This window comes from Klebsiella sp. 141153, assembly GCF_032601995.1.
In the GTDB taxonomy this organism is placed as follows: domain Bacteria; phylum Pseudomonadota; class Gammaproteobacteria; order Enterobacterales; family Enterobacteriaceae; genus Klebsiella; species Klebsiella aerogenes.
Genome location: NZ_JAQIRJ010000005.1, coordinates 233,394 through 258,016 on the forward strand (window position 1 = coordinate 233,394; position 24,623 = coordinate 258,016).

The following is a 24,623-nucleotide window of genomic DNA, read 5'->3' on the forward strand; positions in this document are numbered from 1 at the left end:
GGTCCGCGCAGCGGACTGGCCCCCCTGTATCTTGAGGAGCCGTAGCATGTCCCGTAGCGCAACCGATTCTCGTGACCTCGTCATTAGCCGCTGGCTCAGCGCGCCCACTTCAGCTCTCTGGCGCGCGTGGTCCGATCCGGCATTACTCAAAACCTGGTGGTGCCCTAAGCCGTGGTATACCGACGTTCTGGCCTTTGATTTGCGTCCAGGTGGGGCTTTTCACACCGTGATGCACGGCCCTGACGGTGAACGTAGCGATAACCCCGGCTGCTTTCTTGAAGTCATTCCGCAGCAAAAATTAGTCATGACCTCAATGCTAACCGAGAACTTTCGGCCGGCCGTTACCCCTTTTGCTATGACGGCTATTATTACCTTTGCGGATGAAAACGACGGCTGTCGCTATACGGCTACGGTACTGCATGCAGATGATGAAACCCGCGAGCAGCATGAAAAGATGGGATTTTTTGAGGGATGGAATATCGTTATCGATCAGTTGAATGCGCTGGCGATAACGCTACGCTGATACGCCAGCCAATAGATGTAAAAAAGCCTTCCCTAAGGGAAGGCTTTTCATAAGTAGTACAGGCGAATTACGGACGATACACTTTCACGTTAGTAAAGCCCTGCTCGCGCAGGTATAGCGCCTGCAGACGGCTCATCACGCCGCGCTCACACCACAACAGCCAGGTTTTGCTTTGATCGAGGTTGCCAAATTGGGTGCTCAGTTTATAGAACGGCAGCGAAACAACATCGACGCCTTCCACTTTTAATGGCTTGTCATCCTGCTCATCGATAGAACGAATATCGAGAATCACGTCATTGGCGCTGAAGCCGCTGACGGTTTCCACTTCCACCACGTCCTGCTGCGTTTGCTGGGCGATATCGCGAATATCGATGTTATTCGCTTCCTCAACCACTTTATCCAGAATGCTGAAGTCGAAGTTCTCTTCTTCCGCTTCGATCTTCGCTTTCACCGCTTTTACGGTTGGGCTCTTCGAGATAACGCCGCAGTATTCCGGCATGGTGCGGGCAAAATCTTCCGTGCCGATTTCACGCGCAAGATTGATGATGTGTTCTTTATCATGCGAAATCAGCGGACGCAGGATCAGCGTGTCAGAGACATTATCGATAAGACGCAGGTTGGTCAGCGTCTGGCTGGAGACCTGGCCCAGCGCTTCGCCGGTCACCAGCGCCTGCACGCCATAACGCTCAGCGACTTTCGATGCCGCACGCACCATCATACGTTTGAGCACCACCCCCATCTGACCATCATCGACTTTTTCAAGAATTTCGCCAACGACCGGCTCAAAATTGATTGCCACGAAACGAACGCGATGGGAGCTGCCGAAGCGGTTCCACAGATAGTGCGCCACCTGACGAACGCCGATTTCATGCGCCGCGCCGCCGAGGTTGAAGAAGCAGTAGTGTACGCGGCAGCCGCGGCGCATCAGCATATAGCTTGAAACCCCGGAGTCGAAACCGCCGGAGATGAGCGACAGCACATCTTCCTGAGTACCAATGGGGAAGCCGCCAATACCTTCATAGCGCCCTTTCACCAGCAACAGGCGATCGTTTTCAATCTCGAGGTTAACCGTCACGTCCGGGTCGGTGAGCTTCACGCGCGCCGATTCGATATGCTGGTTCAGGCCGCCTCCAACGTAGCGCTCAACCTCAATTGAGGTGAATTCATGTTTACCACGGCGCTTCACACGCACGCAGAAGCTTTTGCCTTCGAGCTGCTCGCGCCACAGCGGTAATGTCTGCTCAAAAATGTTGTGCAGCGAGGTGAAAGGTACATCTTCCACCTCCAGAATATGGTGAATGCCCGGGATACGGGTCAGCGCGTCGCGAATAGCCGGACGCTGATTTTCGTCTTTCGCGCGAACTTCGATATGATCCCAATGACGAACGACGGCGAGCGTCTCATCATAGTTTTTGAGAACGTTACGAATGTTCCCGGTTAAAATTTTAATAAAGCGCAACCGCACAGATTGGCTTTTGATGGTGATTTCCGGGAACAATTTAATGATAAACTTCATGGCGACAATAGTTCGTTGGCAAGCCCGACGGGGCTTTAAGCAAAAAAGTTGTACAGGCGCAATACAGCGTCTGCATCCAGGGCGCGGAGTATACCATCATTGTTCGCTTTTCGCCTGGCATTGCGCATTTTCGCAAAAATGTATCCGTAGGGTGAATGCCGCGAGTTTGCTTAACCGCCCGACTCCGTTACCATACTGATAGCCATCGAGACATAACAAGAGTCTATATTCACTATGCCAAAGAAAAATGAGGCCCCGGCCAGCTTTGAGAGCGCTTTAGGCGAACTCGAGCAGATCGTTAATCGTCTGGAAAGCGGCGCACTACCGCTGGAAGAAGCGCTCAGCGAATTTGAACGCGGGGTGCAGCTCGCACGCCAGGGCCAGACGAAACTGCAACAGGCCGAGCAGCGTGTCCAAATTCTGCTGGCCGATAGCGAAGATGCGCCGTTGACTCCCTTTACGCCGGACGCTGAATAAATGGACTTCCCGCAACAATTACAGGCCTGTGTCACCCAGGCCAATGACGCGCTGCGCCGTTTTATCTCCCCGCAGCCGTTTCAGAACACTCCGCTGGTTGAAGCCATGCACTATGGCGCATTATTAGGCGGTAAACGGCTGCGCCCTTTCCTGGTTTACGCCACCGGCGAGATGTTCGGCGTTAGCCGTTCCACGCTGGATGCCCCAGCCGCCGCCGTCGAATGCATTCATGCCTACTCGCTGATGCATGACGATCTGCCGGCGATGGACGACGACGATCTGCGCCGCGGTCAACCCACGTGCCACATCAAGTTTGGCGAAGCGAACGCTATTCTTGCCGGTGACGCCCTGCAAACGTTGGCATTTTCTATACTGAGTGATACGCCGATGCCGGAAGTGCCGGATCGCGACCGTCTGGCGATGGTTTCCGAACTGGCCCAGGCCAGCGGCGTCGCCGGAATGTGCGGCGGTCAGGCGCTGGATCTCGAGGCGGAAGGCAAACAGGTCGATCTGCAGACGCTGGAGCGAATTCACCGTCACAAGACCGGAGCGCTTATCCGCGCGGCGGTTCGTCTTGGTGCGCTGAGCGCCGGCGAGCGTGGCCGTCAGGCGCTGCCGGCGCTCGATCGCTTTGCGGAGAATATCGGTCTCGCCTTCCAGGTGCAGGATGACATTCTTGATGTGGTAGGTGATACTGCGACTCTTGGCAAACGTCAGGGTGCCGACCAACAGTTAGGCAAAAGTACCTATCCGGCGCTTTTGGGTCTTGAGCAAGCCCAGCGGAAAGCACGCGATCTGGTTGCCGATGCCCGCCAGGCGCTAGATGAACTGGCTGTGCAATCGCTGGATACCACGGCACTGGAAGCGCTCGCGAATTACATTATTCAGCGCGATAAATAAACAATAAATGAGTCTCTGATGAGTTTTGATATTGCCAAATACCCAACCCTGGCGCTGGTAGATTCCACCCAGGAGTTGCGCCTGCTGCCAAAAGATAGCCTGCCTAAGCTCTGCGATGAGCTGCGCCGCTATCTTCTGGACAGCGTGAGCCGCTCAAGCGGCCATTTTGCCTCTGGCCTTGGCACGGTTGAACTGACCGTGGCGCTGCACTATGTCTACAATACGCCGTTCGACCGCTTAATCTGGGACGTCGGTCATCAGGCCTACCCGCACAAAATTCTCACTGGTCGTCGCGACAAAATCGGCACTATCCGGCAGAAAGGCGGGCTGCATCCGTTCCCATGGCGCGGCGAAAGCGAATATGACGTACTGAGCGTCGGTCACTCCTCCACCTCTATCTCCGCCGGGATCGGCGTCGCTATTGCCGCCGAAAAAGAAGGCAAACAGCGACGTACCGTTTGCGTCATTGGCGATGGCGCTATCACCGCCGGGATGGCATTTGAGGCGATGAACCACGCGGGCGATATCAAACCAGACATGCTGGTCGTGCTGAACGACAATGAAATGTCGATCTCAGAGAATGTCGGCGCGTTGAACAACCATCTGGCGCAGTTGCTCTCCGGCAAGCTGTATTCCTCGCTGCGTGAAGGTGGCAAAAAAGTCTTCTCCGGCGTACCGCCGATTAAAGAACTGCTTAAACGTACCGAAGAGCATATTAAAGGTATGGTGGTGCCCGGCACGCTGTTCGAAGAGATGGGCTTTAACTACATCGGCCCGGTAGATGGCCACGATGTGCTGGGTCTGGTTAATACGCTGAAGAATATGCGCGACCTGAAAGGACCGCAGTTCCTGCACATCATGACCAAAAAAGGCCGCGGATATGAACCGGCCGAAAAAGACCCCATCACCTTCCATGCGGTACCAAAATTCGATCACACCAGCGGCGTGCTGCCAAAAAGCAGCGGCGGCCTGCCAACATATTCTAAAGTCTTTGGCGACTGGCTGTGCGAAACCGCGGCGAAGGATGACAAACTGATGGCCGTCACTCCGGCGATGCGTGAAGGTTCGGGCATGGTCGAGTTCTCGAAGAAATTCCCCGATCAATATTTTGATGTCGCCATTGCCGAACAGCACGCAGTCACCTTTGCCGCCGGGATGGCGATTGGCGGCTATAAGCCGATCGTGGCGATCTACTCAACCTTCCTGCAGCGCGCTTACGATCAGGTGATCCATGACGTCGCCATTCAAAAGCTGCCGGTGCTGTTTGCAATCGATCGTGCGGGCATCGTCGGCGCCGACGGTCAGACACACCAGGGAGCGTTCGATCTCTCCTTCCTGCGCTGCATTCCGGAAATGGTGATCATGACCCCGAGCGACGAAAATGAATGTCGCCAGATGCTCTACACCGGTTATCACTATAACGACGGCCCTAGCGCGGTACGCTATCCGCGCGGTACCGGAACCGGCGCCGCGCTTGAGCCGCTGGCGTCGCTGCCGATCGGGAAAGGAGTGGTGAAACGTAACGGCCAGAAGCTGGCAATCCTTAACTTCGGGACATTATTGCCGGAAGCCGCGCAGGTTGCGGAAAAACTCAATGCGACGCTGGTCGATATGCGTTTTGTGAAACCGCTTGATGACGCGCTAATCCTGCAGCTTGCCGCCGATCACGATGTGCTGGTCACCCTTGAAGAGAACGCCATCATGGGTGGTGCAGGCAGCGGCGTAAACGAGCTTTTGATGGCCCACCGTCGCCCGGTACCGGTGCTGAACATCGGCCTGCCGGACTTCTTTATCCCACAGGGGACTCAGGAAGAAGTTCGCGCCGATCTCGGCCTTGATGCCGCCGGTATCGAAGCCAAAATCCGCGACTGGTTGGCATAATTGCCCATACCGCTCCTGCTATGCTTAAAGGATACCTTTTAAAGTAGCAGGAGCGTCTTATGCACTACATCCCTCTTGGCGATACCCATCTTCGTGTTTCCCGACTCTGTCTCGGTTGTATGACCTTCGGCGAACCTGACCGCGGCAATCACGCCTGGACGCTCCCTGAAGAGAGCAGCCGTCCGCTGATTAAACGTGCGCTGGAAGGCGGAATTAACTTCTTTGATACCTCGAACAACTATTCCGATGGCAGCAGCGAAGAGATACTTGGCCGCGCGCTGCGGGAGTACGCTCGCCGCGATTCGGTGATCGTCGCCACCAAAGTTTATCACCAGGTCGGCGATCTGCCGCAGGGACTATCACGCGCGCAAATCATGCGATCCATTGACGATAGCCTGCGCCGTCTGGGAATGGACTATGTCGACCTGTTGCAGATCCACCGCTGGGATTACGCCACGCCCATCGAAGAGACGCTGGAGGCGCTCAGCGATGTCGTACGCGCCGGGAAAGCGCGCTATATCGGCGCATCATCAATGCATGCCCGCCAGTTCGCCCAGGCGCTCGCCCTGCAGGAACAGAACAATTGGGCGCGCTTCGTCACCATGCAGGATCACTACAACCTGATTTATCGCGAAGAAGAAAACGAGATGCTGCCGCTATGCCAGCGCAAAGGGATTGCGGTCATGCCGTGGAGCCCGTTGGCGCGCGGCCGACTAACACGACCATGGGGAGAAACGACCGCACGCCTCGTCTCCGATGAGTTCGGTAAATCGCTGTATAGCGCCACCGACGCCAATGATGAGCAGATAGCACAGAAGCTGGAGGAAGTGGCTGAGGAGTTAGACGCCAACCGCGCGCAGGTGGCGCTGGCCTGGCTATTAAGCAAGCCCGGCGTGGCAGCGCCGATTATTGGCGCCTCGCGGCAGGAACAGTTGGATGAGCTCCTTCATGCCGTCGATTTAACCCTGACGCCAGAACAGATCGACAAGCTGGAGGCGACCTATCGGCCCCATCCAATCGTCGGCTTCAAATAACGCCGCAATTTAGACCCCGGCCGCGCCGGGGTGCAGATTTAGAGTAGACCTATCGGCCAGTGGTGGCCAATCAGATACAGTACGCCGGCGGAGATCACCCCGGCGACGATATCGTCGACCATAATCCCCATTCCGCCATGAATGTTGCGATCGAACCAGCGGATTGGCCATGGCTTCCACATATCGAAGATACGGAAAATAACGAAGCCGGCGGCCACCCACTGCCAGTCCATCGTCGGTAGCGCCATCAGGGTGATCCACATCCCGACAAACTCATCCCAAACGATGCTGCCGTGATCATGGGTGCCCATATCTTTAGCCGTACGGTGGCAAAGATAGACGCCAATACAGATGCTCATCATCACCACCAGCGAATAGAGCTGCCAGGGAAGAAAGGTCATCAGATACCAGAACGGAATCGCCGCCAGCGACCCCATGGTTCCCGGAACCACCGGGCTCAGCCCGCTACCGAACCCGGTCGCCAGCAGGTGCCAGGGATTGCGCATATTGAGGCGGCTTTTCGCCTCGTCTCTACTGCGTGCCAAAATGATCGTACCCCTTTAAATCCAATTTAATCGGCTTACCCTCACGGATAAACTGCAGTCCATCTGCTTCCGCCACGATCTGGCCGATACAGGTAAAACGCGCGCCTAGCTGACCAATCGCGACATCCAACGCCCCGCGGTTCAGCTCAGGTACGGTAAAGCACAGCTCATAATCTTCGCCGCCGGCGAGCGCCCAGCGCAGCGCCTGCTCAGGATCGACCTGGCGCAGCATAGCATCGGAGTACGGCATCGCATCGAGATCGATACGCGCGCCGCAGGCGCTGGCCTTCAGGATATGACCAAGGTCTGAGATCAGACCGTCAGAAAGATCGATCGCTGAATTGGCCAGGTCGCGCAGCGCCTGCCCCTGCAGCACGCGGGGCATCGGACGCAAATGGCGCGCCAGCAGGTAATCGGCATCCGCTGGCGAATCGACCGTTAACCGGTCCTGTAAAAGCGCCAGCCCGGCGGCGCTGTCGCCCGGCGTGCCGGTGACATAAATCCAGTCACCAGGCTTGGCCCCGGAACGCTTCATCGCGCGCCCCGGCGGCACAAAGCCGTGGATACCCAGCGTCATCGACAGCGGCCCTCGGGTGGTGTCGCCGCCGATTAGCTGCATATCATAATAGTTAAGCTGGACAAACAGACTGTCGCTAAAGGCTTCAAGCCACGCTTCGTCTGCTTCCGGCAAGGTGAGCGCCAGCGTTAACCACGCCGGTTCCGCGCCCATCGCCGCCAAATCGCTCAGGTTCACCGCCAGCGCTTTATACGCCAGGTCGGCAGGGTCGATGTCGGCTAAAAAGTGGTTGCCCGCCACCAGGGTGTCGGTGCTGATTGCCAGCGTTTTTTTCTCGGGGATATTCAGGAGCGCGCAGTCATCGCCGATGCCGGTTTCAACATCAAGGCGGGCGCTTTTAACGCGATCAAAATAACGGGCAATCAGGGAAAATTCGCCGCATGCCATACGTTATGCCTCAGCAAAGAAAAGAATAAGGCCGGGTTCGCAGGATCAGATCCTGCAAAGCCCGGCCTGCAGTTTACTTTTTGCGGGGACGGATTACCGGGGCCGCTTTATCCAGCACGCCATTGACAAACTTGTGGCTATCTTCAGCGCCGAAGGTTTTCGCCAGCTCGATAGCTTCGTTGATAGCCACTTTGTACGGCACGTCGTCACGCTTCGACAGCTCAAACAGCGCGATACGCAGTACCGCTTTTTCTACCTGACCCAGCTCTTCCAGCTGGCGCGACAGGTATGGCTTCATCAGACCGTCGAGATACGCGCTGTTAGTCGCCACTCCGGACAGCAGTTCGCGGAAATACAGAACGTCGACATCTTTTACATCCTGTTCCGCCAGGAACTGGTATTCAACATCAGCGATGTCGTTCTGGGACAACTGCCAGGAGTAGAGCGCCTGGACGGCACACTCACGGGCGCGGCGACGAGCAGCAGGTTTCACGGAATTCCCCTTACAAAAAATCAGGCCTTGATGGCTTTCAATACGTTAATCATTTCCAGCGCGGTCAGCGCGGCTTCTGCGCCTTTGTTACCGGCTTTGGTGCCAGCGCGTTCGATGGCTTGTTCAATACTTTCAGTAGTCAGAACACCGAAGGCTACCGGGATTTCACTGTCCTGAGCGACGTGCGCCAGGCCATTGCTTGCACCGCCAGCCACATATTCAAAGTGGGCGGTACCGCCGCGAATCACCGTACCCAGCGCGATCACCGCGTCATATTTACCGGTTTTTGCCAGTGCGCCAGCCGCCAGCGGCAGCTCATACGCGCCTGGAACCCAAACAACGGTGATGTTTTCATCTTTTACCTGACCAATGCGCTTGAGGGCGTCAATCGCGCCTTCCAGCAGGCTGTCATTGATAAAGTTGTTGAAACGCGCAATGGTGATGGCGACGCGAGCGTCCGGGGTAGCAACGTTAGCTTCAATAATGTTCATACTCTTCCTTCGGGTTCATGTGCCCCGCAAGGGGGGCGGATTTTATCATAATATTCTGGGCGCTGCTTCCTAATATTAGGAATACATCACGCAGTCGTTAAATGCAGGCAGACATCGGGGCCGACCTGACGTATCTCGTTGAATTTGAAATGGGGGGCCTGGCTCAGTTTCTCAAGCCCCGGCAGCGCGCATAAACCGCGCGCATCACTGCCTAACAGTTTAGGCGCAATATAGACGATAAGCTCATCCACCAGCCCGGCCTGTAGCAAAGCGCCGGCCAGCGTCGGCCCCGCTTCCACCCAAATACTGTTCACCTGCTGTTTACCGAGCTGCATCATTAGCAGCACGAGGTCAAGATGGCCGTTATGCTCCGGCACCAGCAGGGTACGCACGTTGTCAGGCCAGGCACGTTCATCGGCATGGGTGCGGGCGAAGAGGGTTTCACCTTGCTGCTGAACAATTCGATGCTCCGGCGTGACGCGGTTTTGGCTATCGATGACGATACGCAGCGGCTGTCGCAGGTTCTCCTGCGGATAGAGCGCCTGCGTATCGGCGCTCAGCTCCTGCCAGCGCACGGTCAGCGCCGGATCGTCCGCCAGCACCGTCGCGCTGCTGGTGAGAATGGCGTGGCTCTGCGCGCGCAGGCGCTGCACGTCGCGTCGCGCCTGCGGCGAGGTGATCCACTGGCTTTCGCCGCTGGCCATCGCCGTACGGCCATCGAGCGAAGCGCCCATCTTCAGCTGGATCCACGGAAAACCGGTACGCATGCGCTTCAGAAAACCTTTATTCAGCGCTTCCGCTTCATTCATCATCAGCCCATGGCTGACGTCAATGCCGGCCTGCTGCAGGCGATACAGGCCGCGACCGGCCACCTGTGGATTCGGGTCCTGCATTGCCGCTACCACGCGAGCCACGCCCGCGGCGATCAGCGCGTCGCAGCACGGCGGCGTGCGGCCATGGTGGCTGCAGGGCTCCAGGGTGACGTAGGCGGTCGCGCCTTTGGCTTTCTCGCCGGCCATGCGCAGCGCGTGCACTTCCGCGTGCGGCTCGCCGGCCCGATAATGGAAGCCCTCGCCGACGATCTCGCCGTCTTTTACAATCACGCAGCCGACGTTGGGATTAGGATGGGTAGTAAAGCGTCCGCGCGCGGCAAGCTTCAGCGCTCGCGCCATGTACATTTCGTCCTGCATGGCTTAGTCCTGTAAACGGGCGATTTCTTCGCCGAACTCTTTAATATCTTCGAAACTGCGATAGACGGAAGCGAAGCGAATATAGGCGACCTTGTCGAGCTTCTTCAGTTGTTCCATCACCAGATTACCGATCATTTTACTCGCGACTTCACGCTCGCCGGTGCCGCGCAGATGGGTTTTAATATGATTTACCGCCATTTCGACGTCATCGGCGCTGACCGGGCGCTTTTCCAGCGCTTTCAACATCCCGCTACGCAGCTTGTCTTCGTTAAAAGGTTCGCGCACGTCGTTGCTTTTTACCACCCGCGGCATCACCAGTTCCGCCACTTCAAAAGTGGTAAAGCGTTCATTGCAGACCAGGCACTGCCGACGACGACGCACGGAGGAGCCTTCGCCGACCAGGCGAGAATCGATGACTTTGGTATCCACGGCGAAACAGAAAGGGCAATGCATGGCGCGTCCTGACAGGTAGTTAATCTGAAGGGTAGTTTACCCTGAAGTCAGCGGACTACAAAGAAAGAGCTTTTGAGACAAAGGATCTATGGTAGGTCAATTCAGTTTAGCTACCATTAATCATCCTCTGTAAACGGAATCCTGACCATGACAAGACGTTACCTACAACTGGCTATCATCGGCAGCCTGTTCACCCTTACCGCCTGCGCCCAGCAAAGCGAAGTTCGTCAGATGAACGAGAGCGTCAGTACGCTGAGCAAAGAGATGACCCAGTTGAATCAGCAAACAATAAAAATCACCCAGCAAAACGCACTGAATGCTAAATCAACCCGCGGCGTTTATCTGCTGCCGGAGGCCAAAACCCCGGCGCGGCTGGAGAGCCAGATCGGCACCCTGCGTATGTCAGTGGGTAGCATTACGCCAGATGGCGACGGTTCGCGCCTGACCTTACGCATCCAGGGCGAGTCTAACGATCCGCTCCCGGCCTTTACCGCAACCGTCGCTTCCGGACAGATTACCGGGACTACCCACAGCTATCAGGAAGTCAACGTCCAGGATCAATTGATTAGCGCCCCGGCCAGCATCCTGGCGCCCAGCGATGTCGATATCCCGCTGCGCCTGAATGTGACGCCTGATAAAGTCGGCTTTATTCGTATCCACGATATCCAACCCGCCAGCGCGCAGTAAGCGCTCACGCCGGGCAAAACGGCCCGGCGACCCGCTTTCATCACTCGATATTATCCATTTACAACTTTTCATAAGAGTTCATTAGAAATCGTTCCTGATGGCGATTTTCAGTAGCATTTTGTCAAGAAATGCATAGAATCGTGAACGCAATCGATTACGCATGTTCTGGTTATGTGAAACAACACGTATTTTTGTGAGCAATGATTTCTATAATAGACCCCCACAGAAAGACGAAATATTTAGCAACGCTTCGGCAATTTTCTTAACGCCTTTTGGCTTAATTTAAACAGTGGCATCAACATGAAAAAAACATTACTGGCAGCGAGCGCTGTTGTGGCGCTTTCCGCTTCTTTCACCGCTGGCGCGGCAGAAACTGAAAAACCGCAGTACCTGTCTGATTGGTGGCACCAGAGTGTGAACGTGGTCGGCAGCTACCACACCCGTTTTGGACCGCAGATCCGTAACGATACCTATCTGGAATACGAAGCGTTTGCTAAAAAAGATTGGTTTGATTTCTACGGCTATATTGATGCCCCGGTCTTCTTCGGCGGCAACAGCACGGCGAAAGGTATCTGGAACAAAGGCTCCCCGCTGTTTATGGAGATCGAACCGCGTTTCTCTATCGACAAGCTGACTAACACCGATCTGAGCTTCGGGCCGTTCAAAGAGTGGTACTTCGCGAACAACTATATCTACGATATGGGCCGTAACGACTCCCAGGAGCAGAGCACCTGGTACATGGGTCTGGGTACCGACATCGATACCGGTCTGCCGATGAGCCTGTCGCTGAACATCTATGCCAAATACCAGTGGCAGAACTACGGCGCCTCCAACGAAAACGAGTGGGACGGCTACCGCTTCAAGGTGAAATACTTCGTTCCGCTGACCGACCTGTGGGGCGGTTCGCTGAGCTATATCGGCTTCACCAACTTCGACTGGGGTTCTGACCTCGGCGACGATAACTTCTACGATATGAACGGTAAGCACGCGCGTACCAGCAACTCTATTGCGTCCAGCCATATTCTGGCGCTGAACTACGCGCACTGGCACTACTCTATCGTCGCGCGTTACTTCCATAACGGCGGCCAGTGGGCTGATGATGCCAAGCTGAACTTCGGCGACGGCGACTTCAGCGTTCGCTCTACCGGCTGGGGTGGTTACTTCGTTGTCGGTTACAACTTCTAATTGCTGATACAGCAAGACAGCGCCCGGGACGCGTTTTACGCCAACCGGGCGTTTTTTTATTGCTCCTCACATCTCACCTTACGTAAGAAATCGCTCAATGAACGGTCGGCGCACTCGCTGAAACGACGCTCGGTCGCCCTTACCTCCAGACAACGATCGAGACGAAAGTTACGATAATCACTGCGCAGTTCGCACCAGGCCACCAGCAGCCAGCGCTCCCCCCAGAAAAACAGCCCCAGCGGCAACACTTCACGTCGCGTCACCTGACCGGATTCATCCTGATAGTGAAGCTGTAATACCTGCTGATTGGATACGGCCTGATGGATAACGTCAAAGTGGGTTTTAGCATAGCGATGCGCGCCAAGATCAGGGGCAAACAGCCGGGTCTGCTCCGCTTTGCGCCGCCTCTCCTCCGGCAAAATCGCCAGCATTTTTTCCTGGGCTGACTCCAGCGACTGCGAAAGCGCATCGCCGCCCCAGGTTTTTAACAGTCGAATCGCCGCAATGAGCGCTTCGGATTCTTTGGCGGTCAACATGAGTGGCGGCAGGTCGTAGCCCGCCAGCAGACGATAACCGCTCCCTGCCTCCCCCTCAACCGGGACACCGGAGAGCGAAAGGTCGCGAATATCGCGATAGACGGTACGCTCCGACACGCCCAACCGTTCAGCCAGCAACGCCGCGGTAGTTAGCCGCCTGCCGCGCAGGATCTGTACTATCTGAAATAAACGGTCGGCGCGTCGGGTCATTTCTCGTTTCGCTAAATAGTGAGGTTAAGCCGGTTGATGCAAGCCTACGCGGTTGCCTTCGCTGTCGGTAAACAGGGCGATGGCGCCAATATCATTCGGCAGCGTCAACGGGCCAAATACACACGCCCCACCCGCCGAGGCGACGCGATCCAGCGTGGCGGCAAGGTTGTCGGTGTGCAGATAAATAATAGCGCCCTGCGGCGATGGCGCGATCCCGTCAAATTTAGCCAACGCGCCGCCGGGGGCCGGGTCCTGATGCGGGAAGACGGCCAGGTCCGCGCAATCCATGGTTTCACGCCGTAGCGTCACCTGCATTACCGGCTCATAAAACGCGACGGCGCGATCCATATCAGCGACCGGAATTTCAAACCAGTTAATCACGTTGTTCATACTTCCTCCAGCTCGTTAGTGAGTTCAGAAGCAGTGTACGAGAGGGCTCCTGACAGCATACTGTCAGCAGTGTGCTAAGCGGTTTTCAGAATTTGGCATATCAGGTTGTGGGTATACTCAACCTGCGCAGATATCCCTGTTTGAAGGGTTATTGCAAGCGCAGCGCTTCCGGGCAATATCCGCGGATAAGGAGCCGCTTTTGCGCCGGATGGCGGCTGCGCCTTATCCGGCCTACGGTCCGTGCGGCCTGCCGTTAATTTATTCACCATGCGGGCTGAGGGCCGTGATTTGCAGGGATAAATGTTGCAGGTAGCGAGCTGACTGGCGAAGGTTAACTAAGTTTGTTTTATGCTGAAGATGAAGGTAGAGGCGAGGTTTTCTGGAGAAATGAGGGCTAAAGAGGCGATTTTTCCGCACTTGTAGCCGAGGCCGGATAATTTTGGCAAAAAAATCCCGGCCATCGAGGCCGGGATTGCTTTATATCAACTGAACCGGATTACGGCAGAATAGACGGCTGATCCGCCCCTTCTTTTTCGACCTTCTGCTGGATCAGATGCTCGCGCTTCATGCCCAGCTTCAACGCCAGCGCGGACGCGACGTAGATAGAAGAAGCCGTACCGATGGATACACCGATCAGCATGGTCAGCGAGAAGCCTTCCAGAATCGGGCCGCCGAAGAGGAACAGCATCAGGATCACCATCAGGGTGGTACCGGAGGTGATCAAGGTACGGTGCAGCGTCTGGGTCAACGACACGTTAAAGATTTCGTACGGCGTACCGCGACGGATCTTACGGAAGTTTTCACGGATACGGTCCGAAACCACGATACTATCGTTCAACGAGTAACCGATGACCGACATCAACGATGCGACGATGGTCAGGTCAATCTCGATGTGGAACAACGACAGCACGCCCATGGTAATCACCACGTCGTGCGCCAGTGCGATAACCACCCCTGCCGCCAGTCGCCATTCAAAGCGGAAGCCGACATAGATAAGGATACACACCAGCGCCGCAATCAGCGCCAGAGCGCCGGTTTGCGCAAGGTCCGCGCCCACGCTCGGGCCAACGAACTCAATTCGTTTCACCGTCGCGCTTTGGCTGGTCGATTCGTTAATCACGTTAACGACTTTACTGCCCAGCTCCTGGCTGCCGTTGGCATCGTGTACCGGCGGCATACGCACCATGATGTCGCGGCTGCTGCCGAAGTTCTGCAGCTGCGGCTCTTCAAAGCCCGCTTTCTGCAGCGAATCGCGCAGCTGGTCCATATCAACCGGTTTTTCGAGGGTAATTTCAATCACCGTACCGCCGGTGAAATCGAGACCCCAGTTAAACCCGCGGACGCCGATGATGGCGATCGACACAATCAGCAGAAAACCTGAAATGCCGAAGGCCCAGTAGTCCCAGCGCATAAAGTCCCAGACTTTACGGCCGTGGTTCAATTGTTCAACAGTATATTCCTGTGCCACAACGCACTCCTCAGATAGACAGCTTTTTCACGCGCTTGCCGCCGTACAGCAGGTTCACGATGGCACGGGTGCCGACGATAGCGGTAAACATTGAGGTCGCGATACCGATACCGGTAGTAATCGCAAACCCTTTAATGGCACCGGTACCGACCGCGTACAGGATGATAACCTTAATCAGCGTCGTCACGTTGGCGTCAAAGATGGAGCTAAATGCGCCCTTATAACCTTCGTCAATCGCCTGCTGAACGGTACGTCCGTTGCTCAGCTCTTCTTTGATACGCTCGTTAATCAGTACGTTAGCATCGACCGCCACCGCAAGGGTTAAGACGATACCCGCGATCCCCGGCATGGTCAGCGTCGCCCCAGGAATCAGGGACATAATGCCGACAATCAGCACCAGGTTAGCAATCAGCGCAGAGGTCGCAATCAGACCGAACTTCTTATAGAAGAAGATCATGAACAGGATAGAGACCACCAGACCGGCCAGACATGCTTCCAGGCCCTGCTTGATGTTCTGCATACCCAGAGTTGGGCCGATAGTACGCTCTTCAACGATCTGAATCGGCGCAATCAGGGCGCCCGCACGCAGCAGCAGAGAAAGCTGACGCGCTTCGGTCGGGTTGCTGATACCGGTGATACGGAAGCTATTGCCAAGGCGAGACTGGATGTTGGCGATGTTAATCACCTCTTCCTCTTTCGCAAGGATAGCGCGACCGTTGGCATCTTTCTTACCGCTGTCTTTGTACTCCACGAACAGGGTCGCCATCGGTTTACCGATGTTGTCCTTGGTGAAGTTAGACATAATGTTGCCACCTGCGCTATCGAGCGAGATGTTAACCTGCGGCTGGTTGTACTCGTCCATGCTGGAAGTGGAGTCGGTGATATGGTCGCCGGTCAGGATCACGCGCTTATACAGCACCACCGGACGGCCTTCACGGGTGTCTTTCACTTCCGAATCGCCCGGTACGCGGCCAGAAGCGGCTGCGGACTGATCGACGTTGGTGTTCACCAGACGGAATTCCAGCGTCGCGGTCGCGCCAAGGATTTCCTTCGCACGCGCGGTATCCTGGATACCCGGCAGTTCAACCACGATACGGTCGGAACCCTGACGCTGAACCAGCGGTTCGGCCACGCCGAGCTGGTTTACGCGGTTACGCAGAATGTTGATGTTCTGCTGAACGGCGTATTCACGGGCTTCTTTCAGACGTTCGTCGGTCATCACCGCTTTCAGCGCATTGTTACCCTGGCTTGAAATAACCAGATCGCGATGGCGCGGGCTGAGATAAGAGATAGCCTGATCGCGCGCCGCGCTGTCGCGGAAGACGATGCTCAGACCGTAGTTGTCTTCCTTACGCACGGTAGAGTAAGGAATGCCTTTGTCACGCAGCTCGCTGCGCAGGCTATCGATGTTTTGTTCCTGCAGTTTGCCTAATGCGGTGTCCATGTCCACTTCCATCAGGAAGTGCACGCCGCCGCGCAGGTCAAGACCCAGCTTCATCGGCTCGGCATACATCGCCGCCAGCCAGCGCGGGGTCGCCGGAGCAAGGTTTAGCGCCACGACGTATTTGTCACCCAGCAGATTTACCAGCGCTTCGCGCGCTCGCAGCTGAGTATCGGTGGTGTCGAAGCGCGCAAGAATTGCGCCCTCTTCCAGTGCCACAGACTTCGCGGTGATTTTTTCTTCTTGTAAAGTTTTCTGGACCTGGATCAGCGTTTGCTCACTGGCGGCGACGCCGCGCGCGCCAGTGATTTGAACAGCCGGATCCTCACCATACAGGTTGGGAAGCGCGTAAATCAGGCCGACGATAATCACGACGACCAGCATAACGTACTTCCACAAAGGATAACGGTTTAACACGGCAGTTCCCTTAGGGAAAATGGTAATTACAGCGCCTTCATGGTGCCTTTCGGCAGAACGGCAGCTACGAAGTCACGTTTGATAACCACTTCGGTGGTATCGTTCAGCGCGATAGCGATGTAGCCGTTTTCCGCGACTTTAGTCACGCGACCAACCAGACCGCCGTTAGTCAGGACTTCATCACCTTTGGCGATGGAGTTCATCAGATTCTTGTGCTCTTTAGTACGTTTCTGCTGTGGGCGCAGGATCATGAAGTAAAAAATCAGACCGAACACCACCAGCATCAGAATCAGAGACATTGGGCTGCCCTGCGCCGGCGCGCCGGTTGCTGCTACCGCATCAGAAATAAAAAAGCTCATTGAAATTCCCTCATTATTAAAATTAATCAACGTTCAAAGGAGGAACGGAACGCCCCTGACGTTGGTAAAAATCGGTCACGAAGCTCTCTAATTTACCCTCTTCGATAGCCTTGCGTAAACCAGCCATTAAACGCTGATAGTAGCGCAGGTTATGAATGGTATTGAGGCGCGCGCCCAATATTTCGTTGCAACGATCAAGATGATGCAAGTAAGCACGTGAATAATTGCGACACGTATAGCAATCGCACTCGGCATCCAGCGGCGATGTATCGCTTTTATGCTTCGCGTTGCGGATTTTCACTACGCCATCGGTCACGAACAGATGGCCGTTACGCGCGTTGCGCGTCGGCATAACGCAGTCAAACATATCGATGCCGCGACGTACCCCTTCCACCAGGTCTTCCGGTTTCCCGACGCCCATCAGGTATCGCGGTTTATCTGCCGGGATCTGCGGGCAAACGTGCTCCAGGATACGGTGCATGTCTTCCTTCGGCTCGCCGACAGCCAAACCGCCGACAGCGTAGCCATCAAAGCCAATCTCTACCAGACCTTTCACTGAGATATCTCGTAAATCTTCGTAAACGCTGCCCTGAATGATGCCAAAGAGCGCGTTTTTGTTGCCGAGGCCATCGAAACGGCCGCGGCTGCGCTTGGCCCAGCGCAGAGACATTTCCATCGAACGCTTAGCGTAATCCCAGTCCGCCGGGTACGGCGTACATTCGTCGAAGATCATCACGATATCGGAACCGAGATCGTACTGAATCTCCATCGATTTTTCCGGATCGAGGAAAATCGGATCGCCGTTGATCGGATTGCGGAAATGCACGCCCTGTTCGGTGATCTTACGGATATCGCCAAGGCTGAAGACCTGGAAGCCGCCGGAATCGGTGAGGATCGGCCCTTTCCACTGCATGAAATCATGCAGGTCGCCGTGCAGCTTCATGATTTCCTGGCCCGGGCGCAGCCACAGGTGGAAGGTGTTGCCGAGGATGATTTGCGCGCCGGTGGCTTCAACTTCTTCCGGCGTCATCCCTTTGACGGTGCCGTAGGTGCCAACGGGCATGAAGGCTGGCGTTTCAACCACGCCGCGATCAAACACCAAACGGCCGCGACGCGCGCGGCCATCGGTGGTATCAAGTTCAAATTTCATCATTGCTCCTGCGTCAGAAAAACAGTCCGACGTTTAAATACTCGCCACGGAATGATTCCGTGGCTAAAAAATGCGTCAAGGCGTCAGAAAGCCGGCGTGCCGGCCTTTTTAGGGACGCTCAGAAATAGCCTGCGGATTGTACGTGATAAACATCGCGTCCCCGTAGCTAAAAAAGCGATATTTTTGTTCTACCGCAGCCTTATAGGCGTTCATGGTGTGCTGATAGCCAGCGAAAGCGGAGACCAGCATAATCAGTGTGGATTCAGGGAGATGGAAGTTAGTCACCAGCGCATCGATGACTTTGTACTGATATCCCGGATAGATAAAGATCTGCGTATCGGCAAAGAACGGCTCAATCAGGCCATTTTTAGCCGCCTGCGCCGCGCTTTCCAGCGAACGCACGGAAGTGGTGCCGACGGCGATGACGCGGTTGCCGCGCGCTTTCGCCGCCAGAACCGCATCAACCACATCCTGCGGCACTTCCGCATACTCAGAGTGCATGATGTGCTCTTCGATGCTGTCAACGCGCACCGGCTGGAAGGTCCCCGCGCCAACGTGCAGCGTCACAAACGCCATCTCGATGCCTTTCGCGCGCAGTTTTTCCAGCAGCGGATCGTCAAAATGCAGGCCGGCGGTCGGCGCGGCGACCGCGCCCGGCTTGGTGCCGTATACCGTCTGGTACAGCTCGCGATCGGCGTCTTCGTCCGGGCGGTCGATATACGGCGGCAGCGGCATATGACCGATGCTGTTCAGGATATCGAGCACCGGGCGCTCATCGTTGAATTCAACTTCAAACAGCGCGCCGTGGCGCGCCAGCATCGTGGCGTTAATGCTCTCGTCATCGCCTAACAGCAGCTCCGCCCCCGGCTTCGGCGCTTTAGAGGCGCGAATATGTGCCAGAATACGTTTATCGTCCAGCATGCGCTCGACCAGCACTTCAATCTTGCCGCCGCTGGCTTTACGGCCAAACAGACGCGCCGGGATCACCCGGGTATTGTTAAAGACCAGCAAATCGCCAGGGTTGAGCTTATCGAGCAGATCGGTGAAAGTACCGTGCGTCAGCGCGCCCGTCGGCCCGTCCAGCGACAGCAAGCGGCAGCTACTGCGCTCCGGCTGTGGATAGTGAGCAATCAGGGATTCAGGTAATTCAAAGGAAAAATCGGTAACGCGCATGACGATGACTCAGACTAAATAAAGAGGCGGGTAGTCTAGTGCCGGGCGGGTCTTCCTGCAACCGTTACCCTATTCAACGCTGGATATAATAGCGGAATACCATGATTAACCAGCAAGAACGCCATGACCCTGTGAAGGATTGAAGTTGATATGAATTTTCTCGCGCATTTACACCTCGCCCATCTTGCGGATAGCTCGCTGCCGGGCAACCTGCTGGCCGATTTTGTCCGCGGTAACCCGCAGGGCGAGTATCCTGAGGATGTGGTTGACGGCATTTATATGCATCGGCGTATAGATGTAATGACCGACAATCTGGCGGAAGTTAAAACGGCGCGCGAATGGTTTCGCCCCGAGACCCGCCGGGTCGCGCCGATTTCCCTCGACGTGATGTGGGACCATTTCCTGTCGCATCACTGGGCGCAGCTGTCGCCGGATCTGCCGCTAAACGAGTTCGTGCGCTACGCCCACGCGCAGGTGGCGCAAATTCTGCCGGATTCGCCGCCGCGCTTTGTTAATCTCAACGAATATATGTGGTCCGAACGCTGGCTGGAACGTTATCAGGATATGGAATTCATTCAGCGCGTCCTGAACGGTATGGCCAGCCGCCGCCCGCGCCTCGATGCGCTGCGTGATTCATGGTACGACCTTGATAACCACTATGGGCAACTGGAACAGCAATTCTGGCGTTTTTATCCGCGAATGATGGACCAGGCGAAAAAGAGAACGCTGTAAAACCTTGCGCTTTCTCACAAAACGATTATTCTGAAAGCGCTATTGAATAATTATCAATAGGCAAAATCTATCTCATCGATTGTCAGCGCCGCATTGAGTTCCTGCCCGCCTCTGCCTATACTGGCCCGCGTTGCGTTCCAATTAACCTTAGTAATAACAGGAGAATCATATGGTTCTGGTTACTCGTCAGGCTCCGGACTTTACCGCTGCAGCAGTATTAGGTAACGGCGAAATCGTTGAGAAATTCAACTTCAAACAGCACACCAACGGTAAAGCTACCGTCCTGTTCTTCTGGCCAATGGACTTCACTTTCGTTTGCCCGTCTGAACTGATCGCTTTCGACAAGCGCTATGAAGAATTCCAGAAACGCGGCGTAGAAGTGGTTGGCGTTTCCTTTGACTCCGAGTTCGTTCACAACGCATGGCGTAACACTCCGGTAGACCAGGGCGGTATCGGCCCGGTTAAATACGCGATGGTTGCCGACATCAAACGTGAAATTCAGAAAGCATACGGCATCGAACATCCGGACGAAGGCGTTGCGCTGCGCGGTTCCTTCCTGATCGACGCTAACGGCATCGTTCGCCACCAGGTTGTTAACGACCTGCCGCTGGGCCGTAACATCGACGAAATGCTGCGTATGGTTGACGCGCTGCAGTTCCACGAAGAGCACGGTGAAGTTTGCCCGGCTCAGTGGGAAAAAGGAAAAGAAGGTATGGCCGCTTCTCCGGAAGGCGTAGCTAAATACCTGACCGAGAACGTATCCAGCCTGTAATCGGCTAGACGTTTTAGTCAAAAGGCTCGCAAATGCGAGCCTTTTTTGTGCCTGTTATATTTACTGTAGGCCCGGTAAGCGCAGCGCCACCGGGCAAAAGTATCAGAACGCGAAGCAAGAACAGCCTAATACGCCCCAGAAAGCCTGCTCATCCGCCACCGGAATCGACGACTTGCGCGCAATATCATGCTGATGTCCATGCACGCCGCAGCTGCCGCAGCACTGGTGCATCTGCACTACCGCGCCAATCTTCGCGGCCGCAGGCGGCGCCGAGCGATAATGCCCTGGCACTTTTACCACCGGCGACCACTCCGGCAATACCGGAATTGGCGGCGGCGCCAGCGGCGAGAAATGACCGGCCGCGTACACCACCTTGCCATCAACGATGGTCAATACCGACTCAATGCCTTTGATTTCCTCTTCCGCAACGCTGAAGTAGTCTTTTGACAGCACCACCAGGTCAGCCAGTTGCCCTTTCTCAATACGTCCTTTTTTACCCTGCTCGCTGGAGAACCACGCGCTACCGGCGGTCCATAGCTCAAGGGCGACGTCGCGCGGCAGACGGTTGTTATCATCGTACATCGCCATGCCGCCGACGGTACGCCCGGAAACCAGCCAGTACAGCGCGGTCCACGGGTTATAACTGGCGACGCGGGTCGCATCGGTACCCAGCCCTACCGGTACGTCCAGTTCCAGCATTTTCGCCACCGGCGGCGTATGTTTCACCGCCTCTTTGCCGTAGCGGTCGACAAAATACTCGCCCTGGAAGGCCATCCGGTGCTGCACCGCGATACCGCCGCCTAACGCCTTCACGCGTTCAATATTACGTTCGGTGATGGTCTCGGCGTGGTCGAAGAACCAGTGCAGGCCGTTAAATGGAATATCGCGGTTCACCTTCTCGAACACATCCAGCATTCGGCTAATCGACTCATCGTAGGTGGCATGCAGACGGAACGGCCAGCGATGTTCCACCAGATGACGAACCACCCGCTCCAGCTCATCCTCCATGCCTTGCGGCAGATCCGGCCGCGGCTGCAGGAAGTCTTCAAAATCCGCCGCCGAGAAGACCAGCATTTCACCAGCGCCGTTGGCACGATAGAAATCGGTGCCCTGCCCCGGCTTCAGCATGTCGGTCCAGCGCTCGAAATCATCCAGCTCCTGCTTCGGCCGCTGGGTAAAGAGGTTGTAGGCGATACGAACGGTCATCTGCTCTTTGGCATGCAGTTGCTCGATAATTTCGTAATCTTCCGGGTAGTTCTGGAAACCACCGCCGGCATCGATGGCGCTGGTTAATCCTAAGCGGTTCAGTTCACGCATAAACTGGCGCGTTGAGTTGACCTGCAGATCGAGCGGCAGCTTCGGCCCTTTGGCCAGCGTGGCATACAGGATCATGGCATTCGGTTTGGCGATCAGCATCCCGGTCGGGTTGCCGTTGTTATCGCGAACGATCTCGCCGCCCGCCGGATCCGGCGTCTCTTTGGTATAACCAACGGCTTTCAGCGCCGCGCGGTTAAGCAGCGCGCGATCGTACAGATGGAGTACGAATACCGGCGTGTCAGGCGCCGCTTCATTCAGCTCTTCCAGCGTCGGCATGCGGCGTTCGGCAAACTGGAATTCGCTCCAGCCGCCGACTACCCTCACCCACTGCGGCGACGGGGTGCGATCGGCCTGATCTTTTAGCATACGCAGCGCATCCGCCAGCGATGGCACGCCTTCCCAGCGCAGCTCGAGGTTATAGTTCAGGCCGCCGCGAATCAGATGCAGGTGGGAGTCGTTAAGACCCGGGATCACCGTATGGCCTTTAAGATCGACAATTTGCGTCCCCTCGGCGGCGAACGTCATTATTCGATCGTGGCTTCCGGTCGCGAGAATTTTTCCCTCGGCGATGGCCACGGCTTCCGCCAGTGGGTTCGCGCGATCGAGCGTATGAATCTGACCGTGGGTCAGAATCAGTGTGGCAGTTTGCGACATAACACACTCCTTTAAGCTGGTTGAGTTAGTTTTTTTTCAACCAGCCGGCAAAAAGACGGGTCACGATTGGCATCCACAGCCAGACCACCAACGCGACCACCAGGGCATCGTTAATCAGATGCAGTAACAAGCTTCCCCGTAACTCCGGTAGCGCCATGCCGGTCAACCACGGCACCAGGTTGGTACTCGGGAAGATGACCAGCAGGGTTATCAGAAACTGTTTCCAGCGCAGCGGCTGGCGAATGTTGGCAGCAGGCGGGGTAAACCAGAACGCCGGTTCGGTGCGGATTTCGGTACGATCGCCATCGTTGAGATACGGCGCGATTTCCGCGACTAATTCACGACGGGTTTCCGACTGCGTCCAGGCGTAGAGATGTTCAATGGTGTCGAAGCGAATAATCACGCTCCAGAGATTTTGCCCGGCTGCCGGACGGATCACGTTGGCGCCGAGATGGCCGGGAAACTCCGCCGCAACCGGCATGATTTTCCCCAACCATGCTTCATACCGCTGGCCGTTTTGCGGATCGAGATGATGGCTGATGACCAGCGTCACTGATTTCTGTTGCGCCATTAAGTATTCCTTGCTTCAGGGAATGGCGGGATTTCCCCCGCCATCAGCCATAAATGACAATACACAAAATCATTCATGCCGCATTGAGGCGGCAAGATTGCCCTTCCCCGGGAGCTGACATCAGTCAGTGACCGGGGCGGGCAAACGAAGCCAACAAAGAGGCAGCTTGCAGGGTGAAGTGTTTTAGGCTTTACGTTCCGGCGCGCCGTGCACCATGGTATAAGCATAATCCACGCCCATACCGTAGGCGCCGCTATGTTCGCGAACCAGATCCATCACCGCGTCGTAAGTCTCTTTACGTGACCAGTCGCGCTGGTACTCCAGCAGAACCTGCTGCCAGGTCACCGGCACGGCGCCGGCCTGCACCATACGGTCGATGGCGCGCTCGTGAGCGTCAACGGAGGTACCACCGGAGGTATCGGTTACCACGTACACTTCATAACCTGCTTCCAGCGCCATCAGCGCCGGGAAAGTCAGGCACACTTCGGTCCACAGCGCGGAAATAATCAGTTTTTTACGTCCAGTGGCTTTTACCGCATTAACAAAACCGGCGTCTTCCCATGAGTTCATAGAAGTACGTTCAATCGGTTTCACTTCCGGATGAACCGCCAGCAGTTCTGGCCAGATATAGCCGCTGAAGCTTTTGGTTTCGACAGAGGTATAAATAACAGGAACGTTAAAAATCTTGCCCGCTTTGGCCAACGCGACGGTGTTATTTTTCAGCGTCTGGCGATCGATATTGGCCACGCCAAAAGCCATTTGCGGCTGGTGGTCAATAAAAATAAGAGTGGAATTAGACGGATCAATCAGTTCACGAATAGACATAACATATCCTATTAATCAATTGGTTAGGAAGATAATTCACTGCCGTTGTGCTGTGCTGATTGTGGCCAATAACGCATGATGAGTATAGTCAGTAATTTCTAACGAGTTATTAAAGAATTCTTTCCGTTTTAATTCACTTGAGTAAAAATAATGGCCGTTTGAATATTTAAATAAAGCTAATCAAAAAATTACGGGAAACTGTTCTAATTTATTCACTGGAATTGAACATGGCCCTTCGGTAAAACAACGTTATTATTAGACTGACGGAT

General features: G+C 55.5%; 26 protein-coding genes. 9 read left to right on the forward strand and 17 right to left on the reverse strand.

Translation table 11 applies throughout. The annotated features are described in order from the left end of the window. Positions 1-46 precede the first annotated feature (46 nt). On the forward strand, positions 47-523 hold the full coding sequence (locus tag PGS10_RS12310; RefSeq protein WP_047078659.1) for an SRPBCC family protein: 477 nt from the start codon (positions 47-49) through the stop codon (positions 521-523). Between the two features lie 67 nt (positions 524-590). Here PGS10_RS12310 and thiI read toward each other — a convergent pair whose 3' ends face one another. After that, complete coding sequence (gene thiI, locus PGS10_RS12315) at positions 591-2,039, reverse strand: tRNA uracil 4-sulfurtransferase ThiI (RefSeq protein WP_047044510.1); 1,449 nt, start codon at positions 2,037-2,039, stop codon at positions 591-593. 234 nt (positions 2,040-2,273) lie between these two features. On the opposite strand from thiI, the gene xseB reads away from it, so the two are divergent. Genes xseB through PGS10_RS12335 form a run of 4 tightly spaced genes read left to right on the forward strand, consistent with a single transcriptional unit; the run spans position 2,274 to position 6,331 of the window. Then, positions 2,274-2,516: an exodeoxyribonuclease VII small subunit gene (xseB, locus tag PGS10_RS12320; protein ID WP_045390907.1), complete on the forward strand. Its 243-nt coding sequence runs from the start codon at positions 2,274-2,276 to the stop codon at positions 2,514-2,516. Continuing rightward, positions 2,517-3,416 carry a (2E,6E)-farnesyl diphosphate synthase gene (gene ispA, locus PGS10_RS12325; RefSeq protein WP_047078660.1) on the forward strand — a complete coding sequence of 300 codons (900 nt, stop codon included), beginning with the start codon at positions 2,517-2,519 and terminating at the stop codon, positions 3,414-3,416. Positions 3,417-3,434: 18 nt separating this feature from the next. Beyond that, the gene (gene dxs, locus PGS10_RS12330) at positions 3,435-5,297 is read left to right on the forward strand and encodes a 1-deoxy-D-xylulose-5-phosphate synthase (RefSeq protein ID WP_047068049.1); all 1,863 of its coding nucleotides are present in this window, start codon (positions 3,435-3,437) and stop codon (positions 5,295-5,297) included. Positions 5,298-5,356: 59 nt separating this feature from the next. Then, on the forward strand, positions 5,357-6,331 hold the full coding sequence (locus PGS10_RS12335) for an aldo/keto reductase (protein ID WP_063416617.1): 975 nt from the start codon (positions 5,357-5,359) through the stop codon (positions 6,329-6,331). Positions 6,332-6,369: 38 nt separating this feature from the next. Here the strand turns inward: PGS10_RS12335 and pgpA are convergent, their stop codons facing one another. The 6 genes from pgpA to nrdR form a co-directional block, all read right to left on the reverse strand. Continuing rightward, the gene (pgpA, locus tag PGS10_RS12340) at positions 6,370-6,882 is read right to left on the reverse strand and encodes a phosphatidylglycerophosphatase A (protein ID WP_257393917.1); all 513 of its coding nucleotides are present in this window, start codon (positions 6,880-6,882) and stop codon (positions 6,370-6,372) included. Then, positions 6,863-7,840, reverse strand: a complete 978-nt coding sequence (gene thiL, locus PGS10_RS12345; protein ID WP_045390918.1) for a thiamine-phosphate kinase — start codon at positions 7,838-7,840, stop codon at positions 6,863-6,865. Before thiL ends, pgpA begins: the two co-directional genes overlap by 20 nt. Positions 7,841-7,913: 73 nt before the next feature. After that, positions 7,914-8,333: a transcription antitermination factor NusB gene (gene nusB / locus PGS10_RS12350; protein ID WP_015367993.1), complete on the reverse strand. Its 420-nt coding sequence runs from the start codon at positions 8,331-8,333 to the stop codon at positions 7,914-7,916. A 20-nt stretch (positions 8,334-8,353) separates the two neighbouring features. Continuing rightward, a complete protein-coding gene (gene ribH / locus PGS10_RS12355; RefSeq protein ID WP_001021161.1) occupies positions 8,354-8,824 on the reverse strand; it encodes a 6,7-dimethyl-8-ribityllumazine synthase in 471 nt (156 codons plus the stop codon). An 86-nt stretch (positions 8,825-8,910) separates the two neighbouring features. Next, positions 8,911-10,014 (reverse strand): bifunctional diaminohydroxyphosphoribosylaminopyrimidine deaminase/5-amino-6-(5-phosphoribosylamino)uracil reductase RibD, encoded by a 1,104-nt coding sequence (ribD, locus tag PGS10_RS12360; RefSeq protein ID WP_045390921.1) that lies wholly within the window; start codon positions 10,012-10,014, stop codon positions 8,911-8,913. A gap of 3 nt (positions 10,015-10,017) precedes the next feature. Then, entirely contained in the window at positions 10,018-10,467 is a 450-nt protein-coding gene (gene nrdR / locus PGS10_RS12365; protein WP_002890417.1) for a transcriptional regulator NrdR, read from the reverse strand. Between the two features lie 147 nt (positions 10,468-10,614). On the opposite strand from nrdR, the gene PGS10_RS12370 reads away from it, so the two are divergent. Then, positions 10,615-11,154, forward strand: a complete 540-nt coding sequence (locus PGS10_RS12370; protein WP_015367995.1) for a DUF3251 domain-containing protein — start codon at positions 10,615-10,617, stop codon at positions 11,152-11,154. A gap of 300 nt (positions 11,155-11,454) precedes the next feature. Continuing rightward, on the forward strand, positions 11,455-12,339 hold the full coding sequence (locus tag PGS10_RS12375; protein ID WP_015367996.1) for a nucleoside-specific channel-forming protein Tsx: 885 nt from the start codon (positions 11,455-11,457) through the stop codon (positions 12,337-12,339). Positions 12,340-12,395: 56 nt separating this feature from the next. On the opposite strand, the gene PGS10_RS12380 is transcribed toward PGS10_RS12375, so the two are convergent. The 7 genes from PGS10_RS12380 to queA form a co-directional block, all read right to left on the reverse strand. Then, positions 12,396-13,085: a helix-turn-helix transcriptional regulator gene (locus PGS10_RS12380; protein WP_045390927.1), complete on the reverse strand. Its 690-nt coding sequence runs from the start codon at positions 13,083-13,085 to the stop codon at positions 12,396-12,398. A gap of 24 nt (positions 13,086-13,109) precedes the next feature. After that, complete coding sequence (locus PGS10_RS12385) at positions 13,110-13,475, reverse strand: VOC family protein (RefSeq protein WP_047044525.1); 366 nt, start codon at positions 13,473-13,475, stop codon at positions 13,110-13,112. 496 nt (positions 13,476-13,971) lie between these two features. Beyond that, positions 13,972-14,943 (reverse strand): protein translocase subunit SecF, encoded by a 972-nt coding sequence (secF, locus tag PGS10_RS12390; RefSeq protein ID WP_015367999.1) that lies wholly within the window; start codon positions 14,941-14,943, stop codon positions 13,972-13,974. A 10-nt stretch (positions 14,944-14,953) separates the two neighbouring features. Further along, positions 14,954-16,801, reverse strand: coding sequence for a protein translocase subunit SecD (gene secD, locus PGS10_RS12395; protein WP_015704558.1), 1,848 nt, complete (start codon positions 16,799-16,801; stop codon positions 14,954-14,956). 26 nt (positions 16,802-16,827) lie between these two features. After that, the gene (gene yajC, locus PGS10_RS12400) at positions 16,828-17,160 is read right to left on the reverse strand and encodes a preprotein translocase subunit YajC (RefSeq protein WP_003859109.1); all 333 of its coding nucleotides are present in this window, start codon (positions 17,158-17,160) and stop codon (positions 16,828-16,830) included. 22 nt (positions 17,161-17,182) lie between these two features. Then, positions 17,183-18,310 carry a tRNA guanosine(34) transglycosylase Tgt gene (gene tgt, locus PGS10_RS12405; RefSeq protein ID WP_316423078.1) on the reverse strand — a complete coding sequence of 376 codons (1,128 nt, stop codon included), beginning with the start codon at positions 18,308-18,310 and terminating at the stop codon, positions 17,183-17,185. A gap of 108 nt (positions 18,311-18,418) precedes the next feature. Beyond that, entirely contained in the window at positions 18,419-19,483 is a 1,065-nt protein-coding gene (gene queA / locus PGS10_RS12410; RefSeq protein WP_015368002.1) for a tRNA preQ1(34) S-adenosylmethionine ribosyltransferase-isomerase QueA, read from the reverse strand. 150 nt (positions 19,484-19,633) lie between these two features. Between queA and acpH the strand changes: the two genes are divergently transcribed. Together acpH and PGS10_RS12420 are read left to right on the forward strand one after the other, a co-directional pair. Continuing rightward, the gene (gene acpH, locus PGS10_RS12415; RefSeq protein ID WP_045390931.1) at positions 19,634-20,215 is read left to right on the forward strand and encodes an ACP phosphodiesterase; all 582 of its coding nucleotides are present in this window, start codon (positions 19,634-19,636) and stop codon (positions 20,213-20,215) included. A gap of 169 nt (positions 20,216-20,384) precedes the next feature. Further along, positions 20,385-20,987 carry a peroxiredoxin gene (locus tag PGS10_RS12420; RefSeq protein WP_015368004.1) on the forward strand — a complete coding sequence of 201 codons (603 nt, stop codon included), beginning with the start codon at positions 20,385-20,387 and terminating at the stop codon, positions 20,985-20,987. Positions 20,988-21,089: 102 nt separating this feature from the next. Here PGS10_RS12420 and PGS10_RS12425 read toward each other — a convergent pair whose 3' ends face one another. The 3 genes from PGS10_RS12425 to PGS10_RS12435 all read right to left on the reverse strand — a co-directional run bounded on the left by PGS10_RS12425 (position 21,090) and on the right by PGS10_RS12435 (position 24,354). Continuing rightward, positions 21,090-22,958, reverse strand: a complete 1,869-nt coding sequence (locus tag PGS10_RS12425) for an amidohydrolase (RefSeq protein ID WP_047044530.1) — start codon at positions 22,956-22,958, stop codon at positions 21,090-21,092. A gap of 25 nt (positions 22,959-22,983) precedes the next feature. Further along, positions 22,984-23,529, reverse strand: a complete 546-nt coding sequence (locus tag PGS10_RS12430) for an antibiotic biosynthesis monooxygenase (protein WP_045390938.1) — start codon at positions 23,527-23,529, stop codon at positions 22,984-22,986. A gap of 183 nt (positions 23,530-23,712) precedes the next feature. Beyond that, the gene (locus PGS10_RS12435; RefSeq protein ID WP_045390940.1) at positions 23,713-24,354 is read right to left on the reverse strand and encodes a hydrolase; all 642 of its coding nucleotides are present in this window, start codon (positions 24,352-24,354) and stop codon (positions 23,713-23,715) included. Positions 24,355-24,623: the final 269 nt, after the last annotated feature.

What these genes read in the sequence shown, in the direction of transcription:
- dxs (WP_047068049.1), top strand. Translation starts at nt 3,435, where the DNA reads ATGAGTTTTGATATTGCCAAATACCCAACCCTGGCGCTGGTAGATTCC.
- PGS10_RS12380 (WP_045390927.1), bottom strand. Translation starts at nt 13,085, where the DNA reads ATGACCCGACGCGCCGACCGTTTATTTCAGATAGTACAGATCCTGCGC.
- ispA (WP_047078660.1), top strand. Translation starts at nt 2,517, where the DNA reads ATGGACTTCCCGCAACAATTACAGGCCTGTGTCACCCAGGCCAATGAC.
- PGS10_RS12425 (WP_047044530.1), bottom strand. Translation starts at nt 22,958, where the DNA reads ATGTCGCAAACTGCCACACTGATTCTGACCCACGGTCAGATTCATACG.
- PGS10_RS12435 (WP_045390940.1), bottom strand. Translation starts at nt 24,354, where the DNA reads ATGTCTATTCGTGAACTGATTGATCCGTCTAATTCCACTCTTATTTTT.
- PGS10_RS12370 (WP_015367995.1), top strand. Translation starts at nt 10,615, where the DNA reads ATGACAAGACGTTACCTACAACTGGCTATCATCGGCAGCCTGTTCACC.
- queA (WP_015368002.1), bottom strand. Translation starts at nt 19,483, where the DNA reads ATGCGCGTTACCGATTTTTCCTTTGAATTACCTGAATCCCTGATTGCT.
- tgt (WP_316423078.1), bottom strand. Translation starts at nt 18,310, where the DNA reads ATGAAATTTGAACTTGATACCACCGATGGCCGCGCGCGTCGCGGCCGT.
- ribD (WP_045390921.1), bottom strand. Translation starts at nt 10,014, where the DNA reads ATGCAGGACGAAATGTACATGGCGCGAGCGCTGAAGCTTGCCGCGCGC.
- yajC (WP_003859109.1), bottom strand. Translation starts at nt 17,160, where the DNA reads ATGAGCTTTTTTATTTCTGATGCGGTAGCAGCAACCGGCGCGCCGGCG.
- PGS10_RS12420 (WP_015368004.1), top strand. Translation starts at nt 20,385, where the DNA reads ATGGTTCTGGTTACTCGTCAGGCTCCGGACTTTACCGCTGCAGCAGTA.
- thiI (WP_047044510.1), bottom strand. Translation starts at nt 2,039, where the DNA reads ATGAAGTTTATCATTAAATTGTTCCCGGAAATCACCATCAAAAGCCAA.
- PGS10_RS12310 (WP_047078659.1), top strand. Translation starts at nt 47, where the DNA reads ATGTCCCGTAGCGCAACCGATTCTCGTGACCTCGTCATTAGCCGCTGG.
- xseB (WP_045390907.1), top strand. Translation starts at nt 2,274, where the DNA reads ATGCCAAAGAAAAATGAGGCCCCGGCCAGCTTTGAGAGCGCTTTAGGC.
- thiL (WP_045390918.1), bottom strand. Translation starts at nt 7,840, where the DNA reads ATGGCATGCGGCGAATTTTCCCTGATTGCCCGTTATTTTGATCGCGTT.
- ribH (WP_001021161.1), bottom strand. Translation starts at nt 8,824, where the DNA reads ATGAACATTATTGAAGCTAACGTTGCTACCCCGGACGCTCGCGTCGCC.
- PGS10_RS12335 (WP_063416617.1), top strand. Translation starts at nt 5,357, where the DNA reads ATGCACTACATCCCTCTTGGCGATACCCATCTTCGTGTTTCCCGACTC.
- PGS10_RS12385 (WP_047044525.1), bottom strand. Translation starts at nt 13,475, where the DNA reads ATGAACAACGTGATTAACTGGTTTGAAATTCCGGTCGCTGATATGGAT.
- nrdR (WP_002890417.1), bottom strand. Translation starts at nt 10,467, where the DNA reads ATGCATTGCCCTTTCTGTTTCGCCGTGGATACCAAAGTCATCGATTCT.
- acpH (WP_045390931.1), top strand. Translation starts at nt 19,634, where the DNA reads ATGAATTTTCTCGCGCATTTACACCTCGCCCATCTTGCGGATAGCTCG.
- PGS10_RS12430 (WP_045390938.1), bottom strand. Translation starts at nt 23,529, where the DNA reads ATGGCGCAACAGAAATCAGTGACGCTGGTCATCAGCCATCATCTCGAT.
- PGS10_RS12375 (WP_015367996.1), top strand. Translation starts at nt 11,455, where the DNA reads ATGAAAAAAACATTACTGGCAGCGAGCGCTGTTGTGGCGCTTTCCGCT.